Source organism: Comamonas sp. Tr-654, assembly GCF_011752915.1.
Classification (GTDB): Bacteria; Pseudomonadota; Gammaproteobacteria; order Burkholderiales; family Burkholderiaceae_C; genus Comamonas.
The window spans coordinates 371,991-397,089 of the sequence record NZ_VWWQ01000006.1 but is presented as its reverse complement, the minus strand read 5'-3'; the positions used below and the strand labels follow the sequence as shown (position 1 = coordinate 397,089).

23 protein-coding genes are annotated in these 25,099 nt (G+C 62.9%); 15 read left to right on the top strand and 8 right to left on the bottom strand.

Annotated elements, in window-relative coordinates; translation table 11 throughout:
* The first annotated feature begins 184 nt into the window (after positions 1-184).
* Complete coding sequence (locus F3J24_RS19880; RefSeq protein WP_167009941.1) at positions 185-931, top strand: 16S rRNA pseudouridine(516) synthase; 747 nt, start codon at positions 185-187, stop codon at positions 929-931.
* A 66-nt stretch (positions 932-997) separates the two neighbouring features.
* On the opposite strand, the gene F3J24_RS19875 is transcribed toward F3J24_RS19880, so the two are convergent.
* The 5 genes from F3J24_RS19875 to F3J24_RS19850 all read right to left on the bottom strand — a co-directional run bounded on the left by F3J24_RS19875 (position 998) and on the right by F3J24_RS19850 (position 5,532).
* On the bottom strand, positions 998-1,816 hold the full coding sequence (locus tag F3J24_RS19875; protein ID WP_167009939.1) for a DNA/RNA non-specific endonuclease: 819 nt from the start codon (positions 1,814-1,816) through the stop codon (positions 998-1,000).
* 292 nt (positions 1,817-2,108) lie between these two features.
* The gene (locus F3J24_RS19865) at positions 2,109-2,876 is read right to left on the bottom strand and encodes a hypothetical protein (RefSeq protein WP_167009935.1); all 768 of its coding nucleotides are present in this window, start codon (positions 2,874-2,876) and stop codon (positions 2,109-2,111) included.
* Positions 2,877-2,888: 12 nt separating this feature from the next.
* The gene (locus tag F3J24_RS19860) at positions 2,889-3,326 is read right to left on the bottom strand and encodes an RNA-binding S4 domain-containing protein (protein ID WP_167009934.1); all 438 of its coding nucleotides are present in this window, start codon (positions 3,324-3,326) and stop codon (positions 2,889-2,891) included.
* Between the two features lie 32 nt (positions 3,327-3,358).
* Positions 3,359-4,834, bottom strand: a complete 1,476-nt coding sequence (locus F3J24_RS19855) for a sensor histidine kinase (RefSeq protein WP_167009932.1) — start codon at positions 4,832-4,834, stop codon at positions 3,359-3,361.
* Positions 4,831-5,532 (bottom strand): response regulator, encoded by a 702-nt coding sequence (locus F3J24_RS19850; protein ID WP_167009982.1) that lies wholly within the window; start codon positions 5,530-5,532, stop codon positions 4,831-4,833. The genes F3J24_RS19855 and F3J24_RS19850 overlap by 4 nt, the downstream gene beginning before the upstream one ends.
* Before the next feature lie 135 nt (positions 5,533-5,667).
* Between F3J24_RS19850 and F3J24_RS19845 the strand changes: the two genes are divergently transcribed.
* From F3J24_RS19845 to F3J24_RS19780, 14 genes are all read left to right on the top strand, one after another.
* Positions 5,668-6,633 (top strand): tripartite tricarboxylate transporter substrate binding protein, encoded by a 966-nt coding sequence (locus F3J24_RS19845; RefSeq protein ID WP_003057571.1) that lies wholly within the window; start codon positions 5,668-5,670, stop codon positions 6,631-6,633.
* A gap of 242 nt (positions 6,634-6,875) precedes the next feature.
* Positions 6,876-7,469, top strand: a complete 594-nt coding sequence (locus F3J24_RS19840) for a tripartite tricarboxylate transporter TctB family protein (RefSeq protein ID WP_167009930.1) — start codon at positions 6,876-6,878, stop codon at positions 7,467-7,469.
* A complete protein-coding gene (locus tag F3J24_RS19835) occupies positions 7,469-8,986 on the top strand; it encodes a tripartite tricarboxylate transporter permease (RefSeq protein WP_167009928.1) in 1,518 nt (505 codons plus the stop codon). The genes F3J24_RS19840 and F3J24_RS19835 overlap by 1 nt, the downstream gene beginning before the upstream one ends.
* A 213-nt stretch (positions 8,987-9,199) precedes the next feature.
* On the top strand, positions 9,200-10,729 hold the full coding sequence (locus F3J24_RS19830; RefSeq protein WP_370527749.1) for a sigma-54 interaction domain-containing protein: 1,530 nt from the start codon (positions 9,200-9,202) through the stop codon (positions 10,727-10,729).
* A gap of 85 nt (positions 10,730-10,814) precedes the next feature.
* Positions 10,815-12,803: an acetoacetate--CoA ligase gene (locus F3J24_RS19825; protein ID WP_167009926.1), complete on the top strand. Its 1,989-nt coding sequence runs from the start codon at positions 10,815-10,817 to the stop codon at positions 12,801-12,803.
* Between the two features lie 47 nt (positions 12,804-12,850).
* Positions 12,851-13,732, top strand: a complete 882-nt coding sequence (locus tag F3J24_RS19820) for a 4-hydroxyphenyl-beta-ketoacyl-CoA hydrolase (protein ID WP_003057560.1) — start codon at positions 12,851-12,853, stop codon at positions 13,730-13,732.
* A 243-nt stretch (positions 13,733-13,975) separates the two neighbouring features.
* Positions 13,976-15,163 carry a substrate-binding domain-containing protein gene (locus tag F3J24_RS19815; RefSeq protein WP_167009924.1) on the top strand — a complete coding sequence of 396 codons (1,188 nt, stop codon included), beginning with the start codon at positions 13,976-13,978 and terminating at the stop codon, positions 15,161-15,163.
* 110 nt (positions 15,164-15,273) lie between these two features.
* Positions 15,274-16,815, top strand: coding sequence for a PHB depolymerase family esterase (locus F3J24_RS19810; protein WP_167009922.1), 1,542 nt, complete (start codon positions 15,274-15,276; stop codon positions 16,813-16,815).
* A 40-nt stretch (positions 16,816-16,855) separates the two neighbouring features.
* Entirely contained in the window at positions 16,856-17,629 is a 774-nt protein-coding gene (locus F3J24_RS19805) for an ABC transporter ATP-binding protein (RefSeq protein WP_167009920.1), read from the top strand.
* Positions 17,626-18,360: an ABC transporter ATP-binding protein gene (locus F3J24_RS19800; protein ID WP_167009917.1), complete on the top strand. Its 735-nt coding sequence runs from the start codon at positions 17,626-17,628 to the stop codon at positions 18,358-18,360. The genes F3J24_RS19805 and F3J24_RS19800 overlap by 4 nt, the downstream gene beginning before the upstream one ends.
* Positions 18,361-18,454: 94 nt before the next feature.
* Positions 18,455-19,438: a branched-chain amino acid ABC transporter permease gene (locus F3J24_RS19795; RefSeq protein ID WP_003057547.1), complete on the top strand. Its 984-nt coding sequence runs from the start codon at positions 18,455-18,457 to the stop codon at positions 19,436-19,438.
* A gap of 123 nt (positions 19,439-19,561) precedes the next feature.
* Positions 19,562-20,632 (top strand): branched-chain amino acid ABC transporter permease, encoded by a 1,071-nt coding sequence (locus F3J24_RS19790; RefSeq protein WP_167009915.1) that lies wholly within the window; start codon positions 19,562-19,564, stop codon positions 20,630-20,632.
* A 70-nt stretch (positions 20,633-20,702) separates the two neighbouring features.
* Positions 20,703-21,599, top strand: coding sequence for an alpha/beta fold hydrolase (locus F3J24_RS19785; protein WP_167009913.1), 897 nt, complete (start codon positions 20,703-20,705; stop codon positions 21,597-21,599).
* Between the two features lie 84 nt (positions 21,600-21,683).
* Positions 21,684-22,634, top strand: coding sequence for a VTT domain-containing protein (locus F3J24_RS19780; protein ID WP_167009911.1), 951 nt, complete (start codon positions 21,684-21,686; stop codon positions 22,632-22,634).
* Positions 22,635-22,699: 65 nt separating this feature from the next.
* Here F3J24_RS19780 and F3J24_RS19775 read toward each other — a convergent pair whose 3' ends face one another.
* The 3 genes from F3J24_RS19775 to F3J24_RS19765 form a co-directional block, all read right to left on the bottom strand.
* On the bottom strand, positions 22,700-22,873 hold the full coding sequence (locus F3J24_RS19775) for a hypothetical protein (RefSeq protein WP_003057543.1): 174 nt from the start codon (positions 22,871-22,873) through the stop codon (positions 22,700-22,702).
* A 13-nt stretch (positions 22,874-22,886) separates the two neighbouring features.
* Positions 22,887-23,984: a YeeE/YedE thiosulfate transporter family protein gene (locus F3J24_RS19770; protein WP_167009909.1), complete on the bottom strand. Its 1,098-nt coding sequence runs from the start codon at positions 23,982-23,984 to the stop codon at positions 22,887-22,889.
* Positions 23,985-24,140: 156 nt separating this feature from the next.
* Positions 24,141-25,097 (bottom strand): sulfurtransferase, encoded by a 957-nt coding sequence (locus tag F3J24_RS19765; RefSeq protein WP_167009907.1) that lies wholly within the window; start codon positions 25,095-25,097, stop codon positions 24,141-24,143.
* Positions 25,098-25,099: the final 2 nt, after the last annotated feature.

Sequence of the window (25,099 nt, the reverse complement as noted above, 5' to 3'; positions counted from 1 at the left end):
CCCATCCCGAACAGGACAGTGAAACGACTTTGCGCCGATGATAGTGCGGGTTCCCGTGTGAAAGTAGGTCATCGTCAGGCTCTTACAGTGAAAACCCCGTAGTCGAAAGATTACGGGGTTTTTTATTTGATCAATCGTTATTCTTGATATTGCTTGCGCAGTAGCGGACAGGGAAGGGATGAGCATGCAGCTGCAGGACATGTTGTATTCACAGGGCTTTGGCATTCGCCGTGTCTGCTCCGGCTTGGTGCAGCAAGGCTGGGTGGAGCTATGGAACCCGCAGACCTCTGACTGGGAGAAGGTCCTGGATTCCACCCAGCAGGTGGATCCTGAAGGTCTGCGTTTCAGGGTGCAAGGCGTGGATTGGGAGTATCACGAGCTGGGTTATGTGCTGCTGAACAAGCCTGCAGGCACCGAGTGCTCGCAAAAGCCATCGGCCTATCCCAGCATCTATACCTTGCTGCCGGCTCCGCTGCGCCAACGACCCAACAAAGGGGCGGTGCAAGGCGTTCAGGCGGTGGGGCGTCTGGATCAGGATACGACCGGCATGTTGCTGCTCAGCGACGATGGCCAGTTCATCCACCGCATGTCGTCGCCCAAAAAGCATGTCTCCAAGGTTTACCGGGTGACTTGCAAGCACCCGGTGGATGCCAAGCAGATACAGCGGCTGCTGGATGGTGTCGTGCTCGATGATGATCCCAAGCCCGTCAAGGCAGCGGCCTGCGAGCAGGTGGACAGCCATGTGCTGGATCTGACGCTGACCGAGGGCAAGTATCACCAGGTCAAGCGCATGATTGCGGCCGTGAGCAATCGGGTCGAAGGTCTGCATCGCAGGCGAATCGGCGGCCTGGAGCTGCCCGCAGAGCTGGAGCCAGGCCAATGGCGCTGGCTGACGGCGGATGAGCTGGAATTGTTCAAGCCGGGCAAGTAAGGCAGAGAACCATAAAAAAGCCTGCTGGCTTGCGCCAGCAGGCTTTTTGATTGGCGACACGTGAAATCAGTGTCGCTGCGCAGGGAGCATGGATGTCTGCTGGAGCTTGCCCGAGGCTTGCAGCGCAGCGCCGGGCAGGAATTCGATGCCGGTGCGGCGCACCAGCTCCGCGTAGCTGATGGGCTCGGTGACGCGGGCCGCATCATCATTGGCCTGCCAGTGCGCCCAGGCACGCTGGCTCTGAGCGTCATAGACCAGCTTGTAGAGAAAGCTGGGCACACGCACCTGGTTGTGGCCGACGGAGGCGGCGCCGGCCCCGGCGTCAAAGACCGGGCCGGTGATGATGTAGACATCGCCCTGGGCCCGTTTTGCATAGCTGCGCGTGTCTTTTTCGATGCGGGCCCAGGGGCCGCTGTTCTGCTTGATGGACTGGGGCACCATATTGGCCAGCGAGAAGCTCTGAGCCATCGCCTGTGCGGTCGGCATGTCACCAGCGGGGGCCATGTGGCCGCGTGAGTAGCCGGAGCGCTTGTAGTCGTCCAGCTCGGCGCGTTCATCGCGGGGCAGGCGGGCGTCGCTGTAGAACTTGTTGGTGCGCTTTTCGTCGGCATCGGCGACCAGGGCCTTGTTCAGACGTTGAGCGACGAAGACGGGAGTCTTGCTCTGGCCGCTGTGCAGCACGGCAAACGCGTCATAGCACAGCGCACGCAGCTTGGGCTGCTCGCTGAGCACGGGTGCTTTGCCATTGGCAAAGAACTGCGGGCATTGCTCAAAGCCCTGGGTGCTGCGCGTGGGATTCTTGACCTGGATGAGCGACGAGGGGCTGACCGCTGCCGAGGGCGCAGGCATCCGGGCGGAGCATGCCGCGCTGCTGATGGCCAGCATTGCGATGCCGGCATGGCGCAGCCATCGGGAGGGTCGTGAGGAGAAAGAGGAAAGCGGTGCTGAGAAAGAGGAAGACATGCGCGAAGAAGGCCGAGGGAGATGAAAAGAGTGGCAGCAGCCCAGGCGCAAGAGCGAGTCCGGCGGTCATCGAGGAGTATTGATTGCTACTTGAATAAGAGCTACTTGCGCAAGCTTTGAAAGCTTTTCAAGGTAAAAGTTTCCTGAAAAGCTTTTTAATAAAGCGCTAAGTGCTCATATTTTATGAGTGGCTTTGCCACAGCCCTGCCCCGATTCAGGTCGCCAAGCTGCGTATCCCCGAGGGCATTCCATGCATGAGCAGGATCTGCAATGCGGCTTGAGTTTGCAGATGCAGCTGCTTGAGCGCCTCATCTTTCTGGGGCGGCAAAATGTACTGCCCCTGTGCGTTCCTGGCATAGGGCTTGCCCAGAATGTCGGCCATATCGATCTGGTAGTAGCTGCGGTCGCCATATGGCCGCTTGCCGTCGATATAGGGCAGGGGCCAGATTGCCTGGCCGTCTTCCTCCTCGGCCAAAACATAAGGCAGGTCATCGGTACCGACCTCTCGCCACAGGGCGGCATGCAGCAGCGTCAAGTGTTCGGGACGAAAGTCGAAGCTGCTGTCTGGCACCTGACCTGAGAAGTCGGGCGGCAAGGCATAGCGACCCGGCGCCAAGGAGGCGTTTGCCACAAACTCCGGCAACCAAAGGCAGACCTCGGCCAGGAGCCGGGTGGCCAGAGCAGGGTCGTGACTGCGCAGTACCTGCTGGGCGGTTTCGAGGGTGGACAGATCGCCGCCAAAGGGCTGCACTGGATCGAAGCCGGGTGCCCCCGACTCTATGGGCATCCACTGAACCCGCAGCAGGCGTATCAACTGCAGATGCTGGGCGCTCAGTGGCGGCAGCGCCTGGCTGAAGACGGTCTGGATCACGGATCGACGCTCGGTACTGCCCGGACGCTTGCGCAGCCAGGACCAGCTCAAGGCGCCGGTTGTCGCAACTGCCAGGGTGGAGAGTGTGGAGATCAGCAGCCTGCGCTTCATGGGCGAAGGCTTTCAGTCATCGATGGAAGCGCTCCAACGGTCACCCCAGCCGCTGCTGCGTTGCACGCGGTCGATATCCCGGCGGTCACGCTTGGTGGGGCGGCCGGTGTGCTGGGCCGCCAGTGTCGCTGCAGGCTCGGGGGCCAGACGGCGCTGCTCGGCCAGCTGTTCTCGCAGGGCAATGCTTTGCGCTGTTTCCTCATACAGCTGTTGGGCCACGGGTGCCGGGCCGCGCATGCCGCTCAGCCCGCGCACTATGACTTCCCTGGGAATATTGCCCTGGCGCAGGTGGATGTGGTCGCCCGGACGGATTTCACGCGAGGCCTTGGCATTGGCGTTGTTGACCGTGACCCGGCCTTTGCCAATTTCCTCCACAGCCAGGCTGCGGGTCTTGTAGAACCGCGCGCACCACAGCCATTTGTCCAGACGCATGGATTCAGTTTCACTCATGTCGGTATTTTGCGGCGTGAAGGGATGGCGATTCAAGTCAGTGCAGTATCCATGTCCTGGGCATCGCCATTGTGCAGGGGCAGCTGAATCAGCGCCTGCAGGCCACGCACGCGGCCGAGTCCGTCATGCAGATTGCGCAGCTCGATCTGGCCGCCCAGGGTTTGAACGATCTCCTGGCAGATGGCCAGGCCCAGGCCCGAGCCGCTGCGCGCGTTGCCCGCCGAAAAAGGCTGGAACAGTCGCTGGGCCAGTTCATCGTCGATGCCGCTGCCGCTGTCTTCGATACTCAGCTGCGCCATGCCGCCGTACGCGCGCACATCGACCTGCAGACTCCCGTGCCTGGGTGTGTGGCGTATGGCGTTGTGCAGCAGGTTGCGGGTTAGCTCGCGCAGCATCCATTCATGGGCGGCCACGCAGCAGGCCTGGGTTTCGATACCGAAGTCCATGTCGTGATCGGCAATCAGCGGGGATAGCTCCAGCGCCACGTCGCGCACGATATCGTCGAGCTGGGCGAGCATGGTGCTGCTCTGGTTGCTGTCTTCCTGGCGTAGCTGTTCGACCTTGGCCAGGGCCAGCATCTGGTTGGCGACGCGGGTGGCGCGGTCCACCGTGTCGTCGATCTCGGCAAAGGCCTGAGCCGGAGGAATATCGCCGCGCTTGGCCGACTGCACCTGAACCTTGAGTACCGCCAGCGGCGTGCGCAACTGGTGCGAGGCGTCGCGCACAAAGCGCTTCTGGTTGCTCAGCAAGCCTTGCAGGCGCTGCATGGTCTGGTTGGTAGCCTCCAGCAGGGGCTGGACTTCGCGCGGCATCTCGGGTGCAGCCAGCGGACTCAGATCTCCCTGGGCACGGCCCTGCAGATCCTGGCTGAGCTGGCGTATGGGCTGAGTGGCGCGCTGCACCACGATGATGACGATCAGAGCGACGACCATCACCAGCAGGGCCTGACGAATCAGAGTGTCACGCAGAATCTGCAAGGCCAGGGATTCGCGCAGCTCCAGGGTTTCGGCGACCTGGATCACGGCCATGCCGCGTCCGTCGGCACTGGCAACCGGCTGCAGCAGCACGGCCACGCGCACGGGGTGGCCGCGAAACTCGTCGTCATAGAAGTCCACCAGCGCCGCATAAGGGGGGCGCTGCGGAATCCTGCCGTTCCAGACAGGCAGCTCCGCAAAGCCCGAAATCAGCTGTCCGTCCAGCGTGGAGACGCGGTAGAACATGCGGCTCTGGTTGTCGGCCTCGAAGATTTCCAGCGCCGAATAGGGGACGATGGCGCGCAGCTGTGCGTGCTCGTCGTATCCGGTAACGCCGATCTGTTCGCTGATGCTCTTGGCCGAGGCCAGCAGGGTTCTGTCATAAGCCGTGTGCAGCGATGCCAGCGTCTGCTGATAGAGGCTCCAGGCATTGAGGGCAATCAGCAGTAGTACGGGCAGCAGGATGCCGGTGAGCAGCAGGCGCCGCAGCGACCAGGCTGTCTTCGGTCGCGTCCTTGCCGGGCGGGCTGTCATGCCGACGCCTCGGCCTTGACCAGATAGCCCAGGCCGCGCAGGGTGACCAGTTGAACGCCGGTGCCGCCCAGCTTTTTGCGCAGGCGGTAGGCCACGACTTCCACAGCCTCGTATTGCACATCGACCTCGCCGGGGAAGACCAGGCTGAACAGCCGCTCCTTGGTGACCGCATGGCCGGGGCGCGCCAGCAGTGCATGCATCATGGACAGCTCGCGCGGGGTCAGCTCCAGGACCTTGTCGTCGAGATAGATCGCGCCGCTTTCCTTCTCATAACGCAATGCGCCCAGGACGACGGCCTCGGAACCTGCTCGGGGTGTGAAGCTGTCCTGGCTGCGACGCAGCAGGGCGCGCAGGCGTGCTTCAAGCTCGTCGAGGTCAAAGGGCTTGGCCAGATAGTCGTCGGCACCGGCATTGAGGCCCATGACGCGGTCGCCCACGGTACCGCGCGCGGTCAGGATCAGGACCGGTGTGCGCAGGCCCAGGGCGCGGGCGCGCTCCAGCACCTGCAGGCCGTCGAGGCCGGGCAGGCTCAGGTCCAGCACCACGGCATCGGGTTCGCGGGTCTGCCAGTGGGCCAGGGCGCTGGGGCCGTCGGCCGCCACATCCACATTCAGGCCGCGACGCATCAGGGTGCGCTGCAGCGTGGTGCGCATGGCGGAGTCATCTTCAACAAGCAGTAATTGCATGTTGCCGAACATAGCACCGAGCTGCGAATGCGCAGACAAGTCGTGAAACTACCAGGGCTGCTTAAGGGATAGCCCTAGGTGATTGGACAGCTGTTTGACAGGCAGGCTGTCCATGATTGCACCCACTAACTACATAAGGAGTACATCATGCGTCGTGATACGTTTCTGAAGTCTCTGGCAGCCCTGGCGGCGGCCGGTGCTTTGCCCCTGTCGGCCCAGGCCGCGGCAGCCATCAAGATGATGCTGCCCGCCAACCCGGGTGGCGGCTGGGACACGACAGGCCGTGCCCTGGGCAAGGCCTTGCAGGACGCAGGTGTGGCTTCTTCCGTCACTTATGACAACAAGGGCGGTGCTGCCGGTGCCATCGGCCTGGCTCAGTTCGTCAACGGCAGCAAGGGTGATCCCAATGCCATGATGGTCATGGGCGCCGTGATGCTGGGCGGCATCATTACCGGCAAGCCTCCCGTCAACCTGAGCCAGGCCACGCCTTTGGCGCGCCTGACCAGCGAATACAACGTGTTTGTGCTGCCCGCCAACTCGCCGTTCAAGAACATGGCGGAAGTGGTGGCCCAGCTCAAGAAGGATCCCGGCTCCGTCAAGTGGGGTGGTGGTTCGCGCGGTTCCACCGAGCACATTGCTGCGGCCATGATCGCCCGTGAAGTGGGCGTGGACCCTGCCAAGATCAACTATGTGGCTTTCCGTGGGGGCGGCGAGGCCATCTCCGCCATCCTGGGCGGCAACGTCACCGTGGGCGGCAGCGGCTTCAGCGAGTTTGCCGAATACATCGCGACCGGCAAGATGAAGCCCATCGGCGTGACCTCGGCCCAGCGCCTTAAGGGTGCAGCGTCCAGCGTTCCCACGCTCAAGGAGCAGGGCATCAACGTGGAAATCGGCAACTGGCGCGGTGTGTATGGTGCTCCCGGCATCTCCAAGGCCCAGCGCGACGAGCTGGTCGCCCAGATCGAAAAGGCCACCAAGAGCAAGGCCTGGGCCGAAGCGCTGCAGAAGAACGACTGGACGCCTGCCTGGCTGGGCGGCGATGCCTTCGGCAAGTTTGTGGATGACGAGTTCGCCAGCCTGCGCGCCACCATGGCCAAGTCCGGCATGATCTGATGATCACCTGGCCGCTGCGTTCTGCAGCGGCCTCTGGAGCGTGAACACGCTCCGAGGACATGGCACAGGGCTGGTGACTTCAGCCCTGATCGCGTTGTGTCCTGCTGTTTCTCCCCCGCACTGATTGATGGCCTGCTCCTGATGGCGCAAGCCAGGGTTTGTGCAACCCCATGATGCCGTAGGAGCTGCCGCAAGGCGGCTCCGGCGGGTTCCGAAAACCACTGAAATCAAACGCATTCATCATGTCTGATTCCTTCCAAGATCTGGCCCGGGCAGCGGAGGCCGCACAGGTTTCGGCCTATGCAGACCCCGACGAGCCGCAGAGCCCCAACGTACCGTCCAAGAGAGCGCAAACCATTGTCGGTGCGGGCGTGCTGCTGGTCGCTGCGGGACTGGCCTTTGGCGCACTGCAAATTCCTTCGGACTCCGGCTATGGCGGCGTCGGCCCCAATTTCCTGCCCTGGGTCTGTGCAGTGGTGCTGGGTATCTGCGGTGCCTTGCTGATCTGGGAAGCACGCAGCGGTGGTTTTCGCCATGCGGCCGACCCGGGCGGCCAGCCCAAGGCCGACATCCTGCCCTTTGCTTGGGTCTCGGCAGGTCTGCTGGTGAACGCGGCCTTGATCAGTACCCTGGGCTTTATTTTCAGCTGCACCATCTGCTATGTGCTGGCCGTGCAGGGCTTGCGCCGCGCTTCGCATCAGTCGCAGGCGTCCGCACCAAGCACTTGGGTCAAGGATGTGATCACGGGGCTGCTGATTGCGGCACCGGTGTTCTGGATGTTTACCCAGTTCCTGGCCATCAATCTGCCTGGTCTGACTGAAACGGGGTGGCTGTAATGGATATTTTCAATGCTTTGATGGCTGGCTTTGCCACGGCCATCACGCCTGCCAATCTGCTGTGGGCTCTGGTGGGCTGTGCCCTGGGTACGGCTGTGGGCGTGCTGCCCGGTATCGGCCCGGCCGTGGCCGTGGCCATGCTGCTGCCCATCACCGCCAAGGTGGATGTGACGGCATCCATGATCTTTTTCGCCGGCATCTACTACGGTGCCATGTACGGTGGCTCGACCACCTCGATTCTGCTGAACACGCCCGGCGAGACGGCATCCATGGTCACGGCCATGGAAGGCAACAAGATGGCCAAGAGCGGCCGAGCCGGGGCGGCGCTGGCAACCGCTGCGATCGGCTCGTTTTTCGCGGGTACCTTTGCCACCGTGGTGGTGACCCTGTTCGCTCCCTATGTGGCTGACTTCGCCGTGAAACTGGGCCCGCCCGAGTACTTCATGCTCATGGTGCTGGCCTTCACCACCGTGAGTGCCGTGCTGGGCCAGAGCACGCTGCGCGGCATGACGGCGCTGTTTGTAGGTCTGGCTGCGGGTTGCATCGGCATGGACCAGATCTCCGGTGCGGCGCGCTATACCGGCGGCAAGATGGAGCTGCTGGACGGCATCGATATCGTGCTGGTGGCCGTGGGTCTGTTTGCCGTGGCTGAAGTGCTGTATGCCGCCATGTATGAAGGCAAGGTCGAGGAATCCCAGAACAAGCTGACGCGTGTGCACATGACCAAGCGCGACTGGAAGCGTTCCTGGCCCGCCTGGATGCGCGGCACGCTGCTGGGCACACCGTTCGGCTGCATTCCTGCCGGCGGTACCGAGATTCCGACCTTCCTGAGCTATGCGACCGAAAAGAAGCTGGCCAAGGGCGAAGACAAGGCCGAGTTCGGCAGCAGGGGCGCCATCGAAGGCGTGGCCGGTCCGGAAGCCGCCAACAATGCGACCGTGACTGCGGCACTGATTCCGCTGCTGACCCTGGGTATTCCCACCAGCAACACCACGGCCGTGCTGCTGGGCGCTTTCCAGAACTACGGCATCAACCCCGGCCCCCAGCTGTTTACTAGCTCGGCGGCGCTGGTCTGGGCGCTGATTGCCTCGCTGTACATCGGCAACGTGATGCTGCTGGTGCTGAACCTGCCCATGGTGGGCCTGTGGGTCAAGCTTTTGAAGATTCCACGTCCCCAGTTGTATGCCGGCATTCTGATCTTCGCAACCGTCGGTGCCTACGGCATGCGTCAGAGCGCCTTCGATCTGTTCCTGCTCTACGGCATCGGCGTGCTGGGCGTGATCATGCGCCGCTTCGACTTCCCCACCGCACCTGTGGTGGTGGGCATGATCCTCGGCCCCCTGGCCGAAGCCCAGATGCGCAACGCCGTCTCGATCGGCGAGGGCAGCTGGTGGATCTTCCTGCAACGTCCCATGTCGCTGACGCTGATCATCATCGTGCTGGCCGTGCTGATCATTCCCCGCGTGCTCAAGCGCTTGTCGCAGGCCAAGCATGCCCGGGAGGCAAGCACCGCCTGAGTCCGGTTTCCTAGCCTGCTGCGGGTGCTTCACGCATGGAGCCCGTTGCATTCACATCCCCTGTCCGGTGAGCCGGACAGGGGATTTTTTTATGGAGGCAGGCTCGGTCCATAAGCGTGGATGCGTTGTCCGCTCAGGCATGGGCGGCGCACAGGAGAGCGGCTACAGGTCTGTGCTGATGGTTGGGCTTCAATGTCGCCCTACCATGACGCGATGGAAATGAGCCAACTGCTACCCCACGATTTCGCTTGCGAGCTACCCGAAGATGCCGACGGCATCTATGCCCTGGCGGCACGGTCCATGTTTCAGCTGTTCTCTTCAATGAGCCAGGGCATGTTTCTGGTCGACAGGAGCGGGCGCATCGTCTGGGTCAACAAAGGCTACGAGCGTTTTTTGCCGCGCCTGGGCGTGGCCGGTGTGGGCGACTTTCTCGGGCATATGGTGGAGGAGGTCATCCCCAACACCCAGATGCGGGGCGTGCTGGAGACCGGCAAGCCGGTCCTGATCGATCTGCTGACCAATAGCGCCGGAACCTTTGTCGTCAGCCGCCTGCCGCTGCATGACGATGAGGGAAGCGTGATCGGTGCCATCGGCATTGTGCTGTTCGACCAGCCCGAGACGACCTTGCAGCCGCTGATCAGCAAGTTCGCGATGCTGCAGCGCGATCTCGATGAGGCGAGGCGCGAGCTGGCTGCCCAGCGCAGCCGCAGCTTGCAGGCGTCCGTACAAGGGTCGCGCCGCAGCAAATACAGCTTTGCCAGTTTTGTGGGCAGCAGCCCGGCTGCGGTCGAGGTCAAGCGCCAGGCGCGGCGGGCGGCCCAGTCCATGAGCCCGGTGCTGTTGCTGGGCGAGACCGGTACCGGCAAGGAGGTGCTGGCCCATGCCATCCATGCCGCATCGGCGCGGTCTGCCGGTCCTTTTGTGAGCGTTAATATCGCGGCCATTCCCGAGACGCTGCTGGAGGCCGAGTTCTTCGGTGTGGCACCGGGCGCATTTACCGGAGCCGATCGCAAGACACGTGACGGCAAGTTCAAGCTCGCCGATGGCGGCACCCTGTTTCTCGACGAAATCGGCGACATGCCCGCCAGCCTGCAGGCCAAGCTGCTGCGGGCCTTGCAGGAAGGCGAGATCGAGCCGCTGGGCTCCAACCAGATCGTGCATTTCGATGTGCGCGTGGTGGCCGCCACTTCTCGCGATCTGCTGCAGATGGTGCGCGACGGGCGCTTCCGCGAAGACCTGTTCTACCGGCTGCATGTGCTGCCCGTACGCGTGCCGCCGCTGCGCGAGCGCAGCAGCGATATCCCGGCCCTGGTGGAAATGCTCTGCGAGGACCTGGCGCTGCGCAACGACATGGTTCCGCCGGAGCTGGGCAAGGGCGCACTGGAACTGCTGATCGCACAGGTCTGGCGCGGCAATACTCGGGAGCTGCGCAATGTGCTGGAGCAGGCAGCCATGCGCTGCGATGACTCGCACATTGATGCCGGCCTGCTGGCGCAGGTGCTGCGCTCATCCGGGGTCGAGCCTCAGGCGCCGCATCGGCAGCCCCTGACTCAGGAGACCATGGCGGCAATCCCCGCGACGAGCGATCTGCTCAAGCCGCTGGCCGAGCAAATGGCCGATCTCGAAACCCGCGCCATACGGGCCGCGATGCAGGCCCATGGTGGCAACAAGCTGGCGGTGGCAAGGACGCTCGGCATATCGCGCGCCAAGCTGTACGACCGGCTCGAGAAGCTGAATTTCTGAGTCATGCTAGGGATTGCCCTTGGTGGATAGGACTTGGTTTGTTTTTATAGTTATAAAAAATATCTAATTTGAGTCCGGAGACAGCATGGCATTGGTACAGGGGCAGGAAATGTGGAGGCCCACCCAGCAGCAGCAGGAGCAAAGCGGCCTGTGGCATTACATGAACTGGCTGCGCGACAGCCGTGGCCGTGATTTCTCCAACTATGACGCGCTGTGGCAATGGTCGGCAACCGATATCGAAGGCTTCTGGCGCTCCATCTGGGACTACTTCGACATTCAGGCCGATGGCGACCCGACGCAGGTGCTGGCAAGCCGCAAGATGCCAGGTGCCGAGTGGTTCCCAGACACCCGGCTCAACTACGCAGAGCACATCTTCCGCCAGGTCAGCGATCAGCGTCCGGCCATCATTGCGCGTTGCGAGGACCAAGCTCCGGTCGAAGTCTCCTGGCAGCAGTTGCAGCGCGATGTGGGCGCCCTGGCGGCAAGCCTGCGCGGTTTGGGCATAGGGCGTGGCGACCGCGTGGTGGCCTATCTGCCCAATGTGCTGCAGACTGTGGTGGCCTTTTTGGCCTGCGCCAGCATTGGCGCCATCTGGTCCAGCTGCGCGCCGGAGATGGGTGTTTCCGTGGTGCTGGACCGCTTCCAGCAGATTGCGCCCAAGCTGATTTTTGCGACCGACAGCTACACCTATGCCGGCAGGCAGTTCGATCGTCGTGAAGTGCTGGACGAGGTACTCCAGGGCCTGCCCGACATCGCCCGGGTGATTCATGTGCCGGGGCCCCTGTTCGGCAGCGATGCCGAGCATGCTGCCGTGCCCTGGCGTGAGTGCATGAGCTGGGACGAGGCAACGCGCCATGCAGCGCCGCTGCAGTTCGAGCGCCTGCCGTTCTCCCATCCGCTATGGGTGGTGTACTCCTCGGGAACCACCGGCCTGCCCAAGGCCATGGTGCACAGCCATGGCGGCATCGTGCTCACTCACCTCAAGACCAATCGCCTGCAGCACGATGTCTTGCCCGGAGATCGCTTCATGTTCCTGGGCAGCACGGGCTGGATTGTCTGGAATCTGATGATAGGCAGCCTGCTGGCTGGCGCGACCGTGGTCCTGTCCGACGGCAACCCGACGGCGCCCCATGATGATGCGCTCTGGGACTTCATCGACCAATACCAGGTCAGCATCTTCGGTTGCGGCGCGGCCTTCCTCATCAAGAGCATGAAGGATGGTGTCTCGCCGAAGAAGGGACGCCAGTTCGAGAAACTGCGTGCCATCAACTCCACGGGCTCGCCGCTGCCTCTCGATGCCTACGCCTGGGTCTACGAGAACGTCAAAAGTGATCTGTGGCTGGCTTCGATCAGTGGCGGCACGGATATCGCCTCGGGCTTTGTGGCCTGCTCTCCCATACTGCCCGTCAATGCGGGCGAGATTCAGTGCCGCGAACTCGGCGTGGCCGCCCATGCCTTCAACGAACAGGGCCAGAAGGTGGTTGCCGAAGTCGGCGAGCTGGTGATTACCGAGCCCATGCCCTCCATGCCCGTTTTCTTCTGGAACGACGAGAGCGGGGCGCGCTACCACGACAGCTATTTCGATGTGTTTGCCGGCTACTGGCGCCATGGCGACTGGATCGAGTTCAGCGAGCGCGGCACGGCCGTGATCTACGGGCGCTCGGACAGCACCATCAACCGCTTCGGCATACGCATGGGCACGGCAGAGATCTACCGTGTCGTCGAGGAGCTCGACGCCGTCAAGGACAGCCTGGTGGTCGACCTCGAATATCTGGGCCGACCTTCCTTCATGCCGCTGTTCGTGACTCTGGCCGAAGGCCAGGCATTGACGGGCGAGCTGACCGCTCAGATCAAGAACGTCATCAAGACCAAGGCGTCGGCACGCCATGTGCCCAATGTGGTGGTGCAAGTGGCCGAGATTCCGCGCACCCTCACCGGCAAGAAGATGGAGGTGCCTGTGCGCAAGCTGCTGCTGGGCGCAGACGCCGCCAAGGTGGCCAGCCCCGATGCCATGGCCAATCCATCGAGCATTGATTTCTTCATTCAATTTCGAGAGCATGTGCCGCAGGCGTGACAAGCGCTTGAGGCTGATTTGACTCAATACCCAAAGCAGACCCACCCATGAATCATCAAGATCTGATCGCCATCGACTTCCACACCCATGCGGAAGTCAGCTGCCGCAATCCCTTTGACAGCTATGGCGAGGAGTACGACCGCGCGGCCGACAAATATTTCGGCAGTTCGCTGCGCCCGACGATCGCCGAAACCATTGCCTATTACCGCGAGCGCAAGATCGGTCTGGTGATGTTCACGGTGGACAGCGAGGCGCAACTGGGCCGTCGCCGCATCCCCAACGAAGAGATTGCCGATGCTGCGCGCGAGAACAGCGACATGATGGTGGCGTTCGCCAGCATCGACCCGCACAAGGGCAAGATGGGAGCACGCGAGGCCGAGCGCCTGATCACCGAATGCGGCGTCAAGGGTTTCAAGTTCCACCCCACGGTGCAGGGCTTTCATCCCTACGACCGCATGGCCTGGCCCATCTACGAGGTCATCAACCACTACAAGCTGCCTGCCATCTTCCACACCGGCCACAGCGGCATCGGCAGCGGCATGAAGTGCGGCGGCGGTCTGCGCTTGGCCTATAGCAACCCAATGCTGCTGGACGATGTGGCCGTGGACTTCGGCGATATGCAGATCGTCATGGCCCATCCCAGCTTTCCTTGGCAGGACGAGGCGATCTCGGTGGCGCTGCACAAGCCCAATGTCTGGATCGATCTTTCGGGCTGGAGTCCCAAGTATTTCCCCAAGCAACTGGTGCAGTATGCCAACACCTTGCTCAAGGACCGTGTGCTGTTCGGCAGCGACTTCCCGCTGATCACACCGGAGCGCTGGATGAAGGACTTCGAGGTCGCCGGCTTCAAGCCCGAGGTCATGCCTGGCATTCTCAAGGACAACGCCGTGCGACTGCTGGAATTCGACAAGAAGCGCGATGCAGCGTAAAGAACACAAGGATCACTGCGGTGATCCTTTTTTCATGGCGCTTGAACCCCGGCCGAGGCCAAGCCTGAAGTGGTGTATGGAAAACGCGCAGTGTCTTCTTTAAAGACATTTTCTGTCTGATTTTCAGGCAGAAGGGCGCGGGCCATAACAGGGCTCAGAGGAAAACCAGACTGGCACGAAGACTGCTAACTGCACACCATACAAAGACAAGCGGAACCACCGCAAACATCAAGGAGACAAACCATGCACAAGCGCAGCCTGCTGCAGTTCGCGGCCCTGGCCGCCATGGCCGCCCATGTTCCGGGGGCTCTGGCTCAATCCGAAATCCGCATCGCCCATGTCTACAGCAAGACCGGGCCGCTGGAGGCCTACGGCAAGCAGACGCAGGCCGGGCTGCTGATGGGACTGGAATACGCCACGGGCGGCAGCATGACGGTGGCAGGCAAGAAGCTGGTGCTCATCGAAAAGGATGACCAGGGCAAGCCCGACCTGGGCAAGAGCCTGCTGGCTGCCGCCTATTCGGACGACAAGGCCGATCTGGCAGTCGGCCCCAGCGCGTCGGGCGTGGCGCTGGCCATGCTGCCCGTGGCCGAGGAGTACAAGAAGATCCTGATCGTCGAGCCCGCCGTGGCCGACTCCATCACCGGCGACAAGTGGAACAAGTACATCTTCCGTACGGGCCGCAACTCCAGCCAGGATGCGATCAGTAATGCCGTGGCCATCGACAAGCCCGGAGTGACGATTGCGACACTGGCCCAGGACAATGCCTTCGGCCGTGACGGCGTCAAGGCCTTCAAGGAAGCGGTCAAGAAGGGCAAGCTGGCGCACGAGGAATATCTGCCTGCGGCCACCACCGATTTCACGGCCGGCGCCCAGCGCCTGATCGACAGGCTCAAGGATGTCCCGGGCAAGAAGGTGATCTGGATTGTCTGGGCTGGTGCCGGCAATCCCTTCAAGATCGCCGACATGGACCTCAAGCGCTACGGCATCGAGATTGCCACGGGTGGCAACATCCTGCCGGCCATGGCTGCCTACAAGAATCTGCCGGGCATGGAGGGTGCCACCTACTATTACTTCGGCATTCCCAAGAACCCGGTGAACGAAGCCATGGTCTCCATGAGCTACAAGCAGTTCAAGGCCCCGCCGGACTTCTTCACGGCGGGCGGCTTCTCGGCCGCGATGGCCATCGTCACGGCACTCAAGAAGACCGGCGGCGACACCAAGACCAATGCCTTGATCAAGGCCATGGAAGGCATGAGCTTCGATACACCCAAGGGCGTCATGACCTTCCGCAAGGAAGATCACCAGGCCATGCAGAGCATGTACCACTTCAGGATCAAGAACGATCCGGCCATGGCCTGGGGCGTTCCCGAGCTGGTGCGCGAGATCAAGCCTGAGGAAATGAACGTTCCTGTGCGCAACCAGCGCTGATCCGGCCGGGAGATTCTCCCGCGCCCACACGTCCTCTCAATTGATGAACCCTCGGAAACACGAGGGCTGGCATTGCTCATTCCTATTTCAACGATTCACGGAGACAAAGCATGCGAATTCAATCCTGGAGAAGCGGCGTTGCCGCGCTGGCGCTATGGGGTGGCGTGAACCTGGCCGCGGGGGCGGCCGTGCCGCTGGGGCAATACAACATTGCCACCGACCAGATCAGCGTGTCGGGCCTGTCGTCGGGCGGCTTCATGGCCAATCAACTGGGCAATGCCTATTCGGCAAGCTTCATGGGGGTGGGCATCTTCGCGGCCGGCCCGTATATGTGCGCCGGCCTGAACAATTACACGGCCTGCATGTACAACGCCAGCATCAGCAGCGCGCAGCTCAATGCCATGCAGTCCAGCATCGACAGTTACAGCAGCGCTGGCAGCATCGACGCCAAGAGCCGGATCGCGGCACAGAAGATCTATATCTTCACGGGCACCAGCGACTACACGGTGGGCCCCAACCTCACCGATGCGCTGCAGACCCAGTATCTGAACAATGGCGTGCCGCAGGCCAATATCGCCTATGTCAAGCGCTCGGGGGCTGCCCATGTGCTGCCTACCGACTTCGACAGCAGCGGCAACAATGCCTGCAGCAGCAGCGCTTCGCCCTATATCAGCAATTGCGGCTATGACGGCGCCAAGGCCGCTCTCACGCATTTCTATGGTGTGCTCAATCCGCGCAACGATGCGCCGGCCACCGGCAACTACATCGAGTTCAACCAGTCGGCCTATTCCAATGCCAATCCCGGCATGGCCAGCACCGGCTGGCTCTATGTGCCGCAGAGCTGCGCCAGCGGCACGCAGTGCAAGCTGCATGTGGTGCTGCACGGTTGCCAGCAGAGCACGGACAAGATTGGCGACAAGTTCGTCAGGAACACGGGCTTCAGCCGCTGGGCGGATACCAACAACATCATCGTGCTGTACCCGCAGACCCAGGTGGACAACAACAACCGCAACACGAGCAAGAGCGGTTCGCTGGCCAATCCCAATGCTTGCTGGGACTGGATAGGCTGGTATGGCAATAACTTTGCGCAAAAGAGCGGCGTGCAGATGACGGCCATCAAGGCCATGATCGATCGCATCGCCTCCGGCGCGGGCTCCGGCACCGGTGGCGGCAACGGCGGAGGAAACCCGACCCAGCCAGCCCTGGCCGCTCCCACGGGGCTGGGTGCGTCAGCTGCCACCAGCACCAGCATGCAGCTGGACTGGGCTCCAGTGACCAGCGCGGCGGGCTACAACGTTTATCGCAACGGCAACAAGGCCAACGCGCTCACGGTCTATGCCACCAGCTACGTCGATGCGGCGCTGAGCCCTGCCACCAGCTACAGCTGGACGGTGCGGGCCGTGGACGGCAATGGCGCAGAAAGTGCCGACTCTGCTGCGGTGAGCGCTTCGACACTGACCGGCAGCAATCCTGCGGGCACCTGCACCACGGCCAGCAATTACGCCCATGTGCAGGCCAACCGCGCCTATCAGCAAGGTGGCTATGCCTATGCCAACGGCTCGGGCCAGAACATGGGCTTGTGGAATGTGTTCTACACCACCACGCTGAAGCAGACCGGCAGCAACTACTACGTGATCGGAACCTGCCCCTGAGCAGCGACCGCACGCATTCGAGAAGGAAAGATCCGCTTCCATGGGCATTCTGGCAACGCAAGATCTCACCATCCGCTTTGGGGGCCATGTGGCCGTGAACGCGGTGACCTGCTCGTTCGAGCCGGGCACGCTCACGGCCATCGTGGGCCCCAATGGGGCCGGGAAGACCACTTATTTCAACCTGATCTCGGGCCAGCTCAAAGCCAGCTCCGGCACGGTCACCTTGGAGGGCCGCGATCTGAGCGGCCTGCCCGCATCGGCGCGTACGCGCGCCGGGCTGGGCCGGGCCTTTCAGCTCACGAATCTCTTTCCGAATCTGAGCGTGCAGGAGAACGTGCGGCTGGCGGTACAGGCCAGCATGACGGGGGCGCATCGCCGCGGCTTGAACCTCTGGAGCATCTGGAGCGATCACGAGGCGGTCACGCAGCGTGCGCGGCAAATCCTGGAGCGGGTCTCCATGTCCGAGCGGGCCGATACCGTCGTCGCCAGCCTACCGCACGGCGACCAGCGCAAGCTGGAGGTGGCGCTGCTGATGGCGCTGGAGCCGCAGGTCTATATGTTTGACGAGCCCACGGCGGGCATGAGCCATGACGAGGCACCGGTGATTCTGGACCTGATACGCGAACTCAAAAAAGACCGCAGCAAGATCATCCTGCTGGTGGAGCACAAGATGGATGTGGTGCGCGAACTCGCCGATCGCATCATCGTGCTGACCAATGGACAACTGGTGGCCGACGGCAAGCCTGCCGAGGTCATCGCCTCGCCTGTGGTGCAGCAGGCCTATCTCGGCAATGCAGTGAAGGAGGACGCATGAGCCAGGCATCCGCCCCCTTGCTGCAACTGTCCGGCGTCCATACCCATATAGGCGCCTATCACATACTGCATGGCGTGGACCTGATCGTGCCGCAGGGCGAGGTCACCATGCTGTTGGGCCGCAACGGCGCCGGCAAGACCACCACGCTGCGCACCATCATGGGCCTGTGGCAGGCCAGCCAGGGCCGCATCCGGTTTGCGCAGAAGGACATTGCCCAGCTGTCCACGCCGGCCATTGCACGCCTGAATATCGCCTATGTGCCCGAGAACATGGGCATCTTTGCCGATCTCACGGTCAAGGAAAACCTGCTGCTGGCGGCCCGCGCCGCCGCCCATGCAGGCCAGATGGATGCTGCACGGCTGGACTGGATCTACCAGCTGTTCCCGGCCGTGCAGAAGTTCTGGAATGCGCCTGCGGGCAAGCTCAGCGGCGGGCAGAAGCAGATGGTGGCCGTGGCGCGCGCCATTGTGGAGCCGCGCGATCTGCTGATCGTCGACGAGCCCAGCAAGGGCCTGGCTCCCTCCATCATCAACAACATGATCGAGGCCTTTGCCCAGCTCAAGGCCGGCGGCGTGAGCATCTTGCTGGTGGAGCAGAACATCGACTTCGCCAAACGCCTGGGCGACGGCGTGGCCGTGATGGACAACGGCCGTGTCATCCACGCGGGCCGCATGGCCGATCTGGCGGCCGACGTGCAGCTGCAGCAGACGCTGCTGGGGCTGTCCTTATGAAGGGAGTCGCATCGGATATGCCATCCGTCTTTATGTCTCACTCGCAAGCCGCCATGGATCTGGCCGTGTTGGCGGGCAATCGGAGGGAGCCTGCATGAGCTTCAAGGATATGGATTACAAGCCGCTGTTGCTGGTGCCGCTGCTGGCGCTGGTGACGCTGCCGCTGGTGGGCTCGCCCAGTACCTGGCTGACGCTGACGGTTGCAGGCTTGGCCATGGGCATGATCGTCTTCATCATCGCTTCGGGTCTGACGCTGGTGTTTGGCCTCATGGATGTGCTGAACTTCGGGCACGGCGTGTTTATCGCGCTCGGCGCCTTTGTGGCCACCAGCGTGCTCGGCGTCATGGGCGACTGGACCGGCTCGGACCAGCTCTGGCGCAATCTGGCCGCCGTCTTTCCAGCCATGCTGGTGGCGATGCTGGTGGCCGGCGCCGTGGGTCTGGCGTTCGAGCGCTTCATCGTGCGCCCTGTCTATGGTCAGCATCTCAAGCAGATTCTCATCACCATGGGCGGCATGATCATCGGCGAGGAGTTGATCAAGGTCATCTGGGGCCCGCAGCAGATACCGCTGCCCCTGCCCGATGCCATGAAGGGGGCGTGGCTGCTGGGCGATGCGGCCGTGGAGAAGTACCGCGTGTTTGCCGTGCTGGTGGGCGCGCTGGTGTTTGCAGGGCTGGCCTGGACGCTGGCACGCACCAAGCTGGGCCTGCTGATCCGCGCCGGAGTGCAGGATCGAGAGATGGTCGAGGCGCTTGGCTACCGGGTGCGCAGCCTGTTTATCGGCGTGTTTGTGGCCGGCTCGGCCCTGGCCGGACTGGGCGGCGTGATGTGGGGGCTGTACCAGCAGAACGTGATCCCGCAGATGGGCGCCCAGGTCAATGTGCTGATCTTCATCGTCATCATCATCGGCGGGCTGGGCAGCACCGGCGGCGCTCTCATCGGAGCGCTGCTGGTGGGGCTGATGGCCAACTACACGGGCTTTCTCGTGCCCAAGGTGGCGCTGTTTTCCAATATCGCACTGATGGTCGCCATCCTGCTCTGGCGGCCACAGGGTGTCTATCCGGTGGCGAACCGATGAGATGCTCCGCGAGTCGTTTCGCGCCAGCCCCCTCGCTTTGGGGCGGCCCTTGCTTGGTGGCCGCTGGCCGGGTGCATGCCCAGTTCGAGCAATTCGCCACCAAAGAGATGAAAGGTTAGTTGGATGTTGAACCGTTTGCTCTCGGGCGACCTGCCGCGCAGTTGCATCCTGGCGCTGATGCTGCTGGCGATCTTCATCGGCCTTGCCGTGGCACCATTTGCCTTTTCCGGTGTCAAGGCGCTCAATGTGGCGGCCAAGGTGCTGATCTTTGTGGTGCTGGTGGCCAGCTTTGACCTGCTGCTGGGCTATACCGGCATCGTCAGCTTTGCCCACACCATGTTCTTCGGCATAGGCGCCTATGGCGTGGCCATTGCCTCCGGCAAGCTGGGGGCGGGCTGGGGTGCGCTGGCCCTGGGGCTGGGGGCGGCGCTGCTGGTCTCGCTGCTCCTGTCCCTGGCCATCGGCCTGTTCTCGCTGCGTGTGCGTGCCATCTTCTTTGCCATGATCACGCTGGCCGTGGCGGCCGCATTCCAGACCCTGGCTTCGCAGCTGTCCGACTGGACGGGAGGCGAGGACGGCCTGACCTTCAAGATGCCCGAATGGCTGTCGCCCAGCTTCGAGCCGTTCGAGAACGAGATCTTCGGCATCCTCATCGACGGCAGGATCATCAGCTACTACCTGCTGTTTGTGCTGGCGCTGCTGCTGGTGCTGATGCTGCTGCGCATCGTCAATTCGCCCTTCGGCCGCGTGCTGCAGGCGATTCGCGAGAACGAGTTCCGTGCTGAAGCCATTGGCTACCGCGTGGTGATTTATCGCACCACCTCCAGCGTGCTCTCGGCCCTGTTCGCCTGCGTGGCCGGTGCCATGCTGGCGGTCTGGCTGCGCTACAACGGCCCGGACACCACGCTGTCCTTCGAGATCATGATGGACTGCCTGCTCATCGTCGTCATCGGCGGCATGGGCACGATCTATGGTGCGGTGATCGGCTCCGTCATCTTTCTGGTCGCGCAAAGCTATCTGCAGGATTTGCTGAGGCTGGGCAGCGAAGCCGCCGCCAGTCTGCCATGGCTGTCGGCCCTGCTGTCGCCCGACCGCTGGCTGCTATGGCTGGGCCTGCTGTTTGTGCTCTCGGTCTATTACTTTCCCACGGGCGTGGTCGGACGGCTGCGTGCAGCAGCGTCGCACAAGGGTTGATTGCTACTTCTTATTTCATAGCTTGAAGCGCTTTATGCATAAGCGCTGAAGGCTAATTTCATTCAGAATCATGAGCCAGACATCTCCCGCCTTGCCCCTGCCCGCGTCTTGCTATGCCCTTTGCGCGGGCTATGAGATTCATTACCTTGACTGGCAGCCGCAAGGCCCGACCAAGGCCACGGTGATTGCCTGGCATGGCCTGGCACGCACGGGCCGCGACATGGATGCACTGGCGCAGTTTCTCGTGGCGCAAGGCTATCGCGTCATCTGCCCGGATACGCTGGGCCGAGGCCTGAGCCAGTGGAGCCGCAACCCGCGCGAGGAATATCGGCTGCGCTTCTATGCCCGTCTGGCGCGCGAGCTGATGGATGCGCTGGCGCTGCAGCAGGTGCACTGGGTGGGGACTAGCATGGGCGGTGCGATAGGCACGGTCTGCGCATCCGGCCTGTTCGAGCCGGATCTCAGGCAGCGCATTCTCACGCTCACGCTCAACGACAATGCGCCCGAGCTGGCCGAGGCTGCGCTTGCCCGCATCAAGAGCTACGCGGGCCGGCCGCCTGTGTTCGACACCGTCGCCGAGCTGGAAGGCTTTTTCCGCGCGGCCTACAAGCCCTATGGCTGGCTCAGCGATTTCGAGTGGCGCAAGCTGACCGAGACCAGCACGCGCCGTTGCGACGACGGTCGCGTCACCCCGCACTACGACCCGCGCATGATCGAGCAGTTCACCGCGCATGACAACGACTATTTGCTCTGGGATCACTATGACGCGTTGCAACTGCCCGTGCTGTTGCTGCGCGGCGAGGAGTCCGATCTGGTGCTCAAGCCGGTGGCCGAGCAAATGCAGCAGCGCGGCCCCGGTGTCCGAGGTCTGCTGACCTGGCTGGAAGTGCCGGACTGCGGCCATGCACCGGCGCTCAACGTGAGCACGCATTTCGAGGCCGTTCTCTCCCATCTGCACCAGGCTTGAAGCGCAACAACCTCGCAGCCCCGGGGATGTTCGCGTCTCGCTAGCATCGGTGGCTAAGCCCGGTCGGGGTAAGGAGCGTGGGTCATGGGTTTTGTCGTCGATCTGATTCGGGAATACGGCTTCGGCATTGTCTTTCTCAACGTGCTGGTGGAGCAGCTGGGCGCACCCATCCCGGCCTATCCGGTGCTGGTGGTGACCGGAGCGCTGGAGGGCGGCAGCCTGGCGCGCCTGGGCTGGCTCACCGTGATTGCGGTGGCCGCAGCGCTGATGGCCGATGTGCTCTGGTACCACGCAGGCAGGGCCTATGGGCACCGGGTGCTGGGACGTATCTGCCGCATTTCGCTCTCGCCCGATGCCTGCATCCGTCAGACCGAGTCCGTCTATGGTCGCTGGGGCGCCAGGTCTTTGTTGGTGGCCAAGTTTGTGCCGGGCTTTGCCTCCATCGCCAGCGCGCTGGCCGGCGTGGTGGGCACGCCGCTGCGCACCTTTGTGCTGTTCGATACGCTGGGGGCCCTGATCTGGGTGGGCTCGGCAGTGTTTCTGGGCTCGCTGTTCAGCTCCACGGTGCAGGATTTGCTCGATGTGCTGACGGCCCTGGGCAAATGGGGGCTGCTGCTGCTGTGCGTGGCGTTCGCGGTCTTCGTGGCGCGCAAGTGGTGGCAGAGGCAGCGCGTGGTGCGTTCGCTGAAGATGCCGCGCATGTCGGTCGAGGAACTGGCGGGGCTCAACGCCCAGGGCATCACGCCGACGGTGATCGATGTGCGCGAACCCCTGCTCTTCGGTCAGGGCCATATTCCCGGTGCCAGCTCCTGGCTGGCGCATCAGGGCAAGGGCAGAGCGGCCTACGAGCATTTGCTGCCGCGCGAGCGGCATGAGCATGGCCTGGTCGTGTATTGCGACTGCCCCGACGAAATCTCCGCCGCGCGCGTGGCCAGACAATTGCAGCGTGCGGGATTTCACAATGTCCGGCCATTGTCCGGTGGCCTGACGGCCTGGGAGGCGGCCGGCTTCGAGCTGGAAAAGCCCGAGGCCTGAGCAGGCCCCAAAGAAAAACGCCCTGACCATTCCTTGGGCAGGGCGTCGGGTGGGGGGCGGGGCGCTTACTTGCCGGCAGGCATGGAGCAATGCCCGCCCTGTGCGGCCTGGCCGGAGCCGGCGGCAATCAGCGGCGCTTCGAAGCGCAGGTCGATGGCTGGCGATGTATGAAAGTCCCAGGCCAGAAAGACGAGCAGCACGGCCCAGAATACGGTGCGCAAGGTGCTTGGTGAGGTCATGGTTGTTCCTTGCTCAGAAGCCGAAATGGCGGCGGATGCGCAGACCGAAGATGGTGCCTGCAAATGCCAGTGGGACCCAGATCCAGCCGTGGATGGAGCCGGTGGAGATGCCCGAGAGCATGGCGCCCACATTGCAGCCGAAAGCCAGGCGCGAGCTGTAGCCGAGCACCAGACCCGCCACCAGGGCCACGACCCATTGTGTGCCTGTCAGTGCCTTGGCTGCCGCGGGCTTGCCGGCGGCAATCCACAATGCGCCGCCCAGAATTCCGATATTGGTGATGCTGGTCACGTCCAGCAGCACGGTCTCGTGCAGACGCGCGGCATTGCCGGGCTGGCTCCAGAACCAGTTGCTGGCCAGATCGACGGCGCCCGTGGCATTGGCGATCTTGGCGGCCCACAGACCAAATCCGTAGACCACGCCCCAGGGCTGGCCCGCAATGATCAGGTTGAGCGTAGCCAGGATGGCCAGCAGCACGGCACCGACCAGCCATTTGCGCACCAGCAGCGGCTTGGCCGGGCGGTTCAGGGCGGCATTGGCCTTTTTCACATACAGGGCCACGCCTGCCGCGATCGCGGCCAGCGCGACCAGCGTGGCGATCAGCGCTGGAGCCCAGCCCCATTGCGTGACCAGGCCCACGGGGGCGGTATTGCCCAGGTCCAGCCACCAGCCCAGGTGCAGACTGCCCAGAAAGCTGCCGATCGCAAACAAAGGCAGTATGGCGGTGTTCATGGGGATGCCCATGCCCGCCTTGTAGAGGGTGCCGCTGCCGCAACCGTCGGCGATCTGCATGCACAGGCCGAATACAAAGGCACCGACCAGCAGGCTGATGCTGGGTGGGCCCAGAGCAGCCGTCAGCTCCGGGAAATGGCCCAGCAAAGGCATGGCCAGTGCCGCAGCCAGCGCCAGCAGCAGCAACTGGCCAAAGATGCCACTGCCGTCTTTTTCCTCGACCAGCATGCGCCAGCCTGTGGTGAAGCCAAAGCGCTTGCCGGCCAGCACCGCGCCCAGGCCTATGCCCACGGCAAACAGCGCCGCCTGACGCACCGAGACCGACCACAGCAGCCAGCCAAAGAAAACGGCCAGCAAGGCCGTTATGGGAAGTCGTTTCATGTGTTTTGATGGAATTGATGGGTAAGGACTGCGACGCACTTTCCGCAAAGGGCATGCACCCAGATCAGAGACAACGAGCAAAGGCTGCCCTGCAGCGAAGTTGTTGTCCCCTTGGGGGCGCCCGGCTTGGGGAAGGCGCGAAGCGACTCAGGGGAGTCATTTAAAAGTTTTTTCCCACCATTTTTGGGCGTCATAGGCCAATGACTGGGCGCGGCCCGGCTGGTTGGCCATGCGCGGCGCGTCCTTGGATTGTGTCCAGTCCACCATGGAGCCCGCATACAGCTTCACATTGGGCAGGCCTGCCATTTCGGAGAGGCCGAACCAGTCGGTGGCTGCCCAGTGACCGGTGTTGCAGAAGGCGACCATGTCCTGGCCTTGCGGGCGCTGGACCTTGGCAGCGATTTCCCTGGCTTTGGCTGCATCCACGAACCGTGAGGTACCGGGCACAAACCATTGATTGAAATCCAGTTGCTGGGCGCCGGGCAAGGTGCCTGAGAGCTTGGCAGCGGGTGCGCGGGTCTTGCCCAGATAGAAGGCGTCGGGGCGCGAGTCCACCAGGGCCGCATTGGAGAGGTCGATATGCTTGCCCACGTCCTGCTGGGTGGCCAGCCAGTTGGCGTCAAAAGTCGGAGCGTAGCTGCTGGGAGCAATCTGCACCTGGGTCTTGTCCAGGGGCTTGCCTGCACCCTCCCAGGCCTTCATGCCGCCGTTGACGATGGACAGCTCCTTGAGGCCAAGGCTCTTGAGCGTCCAGTACACACGCGCTGCGGCACCGAAGTCCGTGGCATCGGCACCGCTGGAGATCACGATGGCATGCGTGTCTGGCGTCAGGCCCAGGGACTGGACCAGCGCCACCAGCTTGGCCTGGTCGGGCAGCTCGCCGGGATTGGTGGCTGGGCCGCGCCATTTGCCGTAGGGGGCGTTGGCAGCCTGGGCGATATGGCCGGCCTCGAAGGCTTTGGGGTCGCGGATATCGATGAGGCGCACATCGGCCTGCTGCAGCAGTGGCTGAAGCTGTTCGGGGTTGAGCAGGGGTTGGGCCGCGAGTGCCCAACTGCTGGAGCCCAGGCTCAAGCCCAGACCCAGTGCATAGCGTGTCAGAGAGTTTTTCATGG

Bases quoted from the DNA above. Each gene is read 5' to 3' on its own strand.
- F3J24_RS19810 (WP_167009922.1), top strand. From the start codon at position 15,274: ATGCGAATTCAATCCTGGAGAAGCGGCGTTGCCGCGCTGGCGCTATGG.
- F3J24_RS19860 (WP_167009934.1), bottom strand. From the start codon at position 3,326: ATGAGTGAAACTGAATCCATGCGTCTGGACAAATGGCTGTGGTGCGCG.
- F3J24_RS19825 (WP_167009926.1), top strand. From the start codon at position 10,815: ATGGCATTGGTACAGGGGCAGGAAATGTGGAGGCCCACCCAGCAGCAG.
- F3J24_RS19780 (WP_167009911.1), top strand. From the start codon at position 21,684: ATGGGTTTTGTCGTCGATCTGATTCGGGAATACGGCTTCGGCATTGTC.
- F3J24_RS19835 (WP_167009928.1), top strand. From the start codon at position 7,469: ATGGATATTTTCAATGCTTTGATGGCTGGCTTTGCCACGGCCATCACG.
- F3J24_RS19805 (WP_167009920.1), top strand. From the start codon at position 16,856: ATGGGCATTCTGGCAACGCAAGATCTCACCATCCGCTTTGGGGGCCAT.
- F3J24_RS19800 (WP_167009917.1), top strand. From the start codon at position 17,626: ATGAGCCAGGCATCCGCCCCCTTGCTGCAACTGTCCGGCGTCCATACC.
- F3J24_RS19840 (WP_167009930.1), top strand. From the start codon at position 6,876: ATGTCTGATTCCTTCCAAGATCTGGCCCGGGCAGCGGAGGCCGCACAG.
- F3J24_RS19875 (WP_167009939.1), bottom strand. From the start codon at position 1,816: ATGCTGGCCATCAGCAGCGCGGCATGCTCCGCCCGGATGCCTGCGCCC.
- F3J24_RS19845 (WP_003057571.1), top strand. From the start codon at position 5,668: ATGCGTCGTGATACGTTTCTGAAGTCTCTGGCAGCCCTGGCGGCGGCC.
- F3J24_RS19865 (WP_167009935.1), bottom strand. From the start codon at position 2,876: ATGAAGCGCAGGCTGCTGATCTCCACACTCTCCACCCTGGCAGTTGCG.
- F3J24_RS19820 (WP_003057560.1), top strand. From the start codon at position 12,851: ATGAATCATCAAGATCTGATCGCCATCGACTTCCACACCCATGCGGAA.
- F3J24_RS19765 (WP_167009907.1), bottom strand. From the start codon at position 25,097: ATGAAAAACTCTCTGACACGCTATGCACTGGGTCTGGGCTTGAGCCTG.
- F3J24_RS19790 (WP_167009915.1), top strand. From the start codon at position 19,562: ATGTTGAACCGTTTGCTCTCGGGCGACCTGCCGCGCAGTTGCATCCTG.
- F3J24_RS19815 (WP_167009924.1), top strand. From the start codon at position 13,976: ATGCACAAGCGCAGCCTGCTGCAGTTCGCGGCCCTGGCCGCCATGGCC.
- F3J24_RS19775 (WP_003057543.1), bottom strand. From the start codon at position 22,873: ATGACCTCACCAAGCACCTTGCGCACCGTATTCTGGGCCGTGCTGCTC.
- F3J24_RS19785 (WP_167009913.1), top strand. From the start codon at position 20,703: ATGAGCCAGACATCTCCCGCCTTGCCCCTGCCCGCGTCTTGCTATGCC.
- F3J24_RS19770 (WP_167009909.1), bottom strand. From the start codon at position 23,984: ATGAAACGACTTCCCATAACGGCCTTGCTGGCCGTTTTCTTTGGCTGG.
- F3J24_RS19795 (WP_003057547.1), top strand. From the start codon at position 18,455: ATGAGCTTCAAGGATATGGATTACAAGCCGCTGTTGCTGGTGCCGCTG.
- F3J24_RS19830 (WP_370527749.1), top strand. From the start codon at position 9,200: ATGGAAATGAGCCAACTGCTACCCCACGATTTCGCTTGCGAGCTACCC.
- F3J24_RS19880 (WP_167009941.1), top strand. From the start codon at position 185: ATGCAGCTGCAGGACATGTTGTATTCACAGGGCTTTGGCATTCGCCGT.
- F3J24_RS19850 (WP_167009982.1), bottom strand. From the start codon at position 5,532: ATGTTCGGCAACATGCAATTACTGCTTGTTGAAGATGACTCCGCCATG.
- F3J24_RS19855 (WP_167009932.1), bottom strand. From the start codon at position 4,834: ATGACAGCCCGCCCGGCAAGGACGCGACCGAAGACAGCCTGGTCGCTG.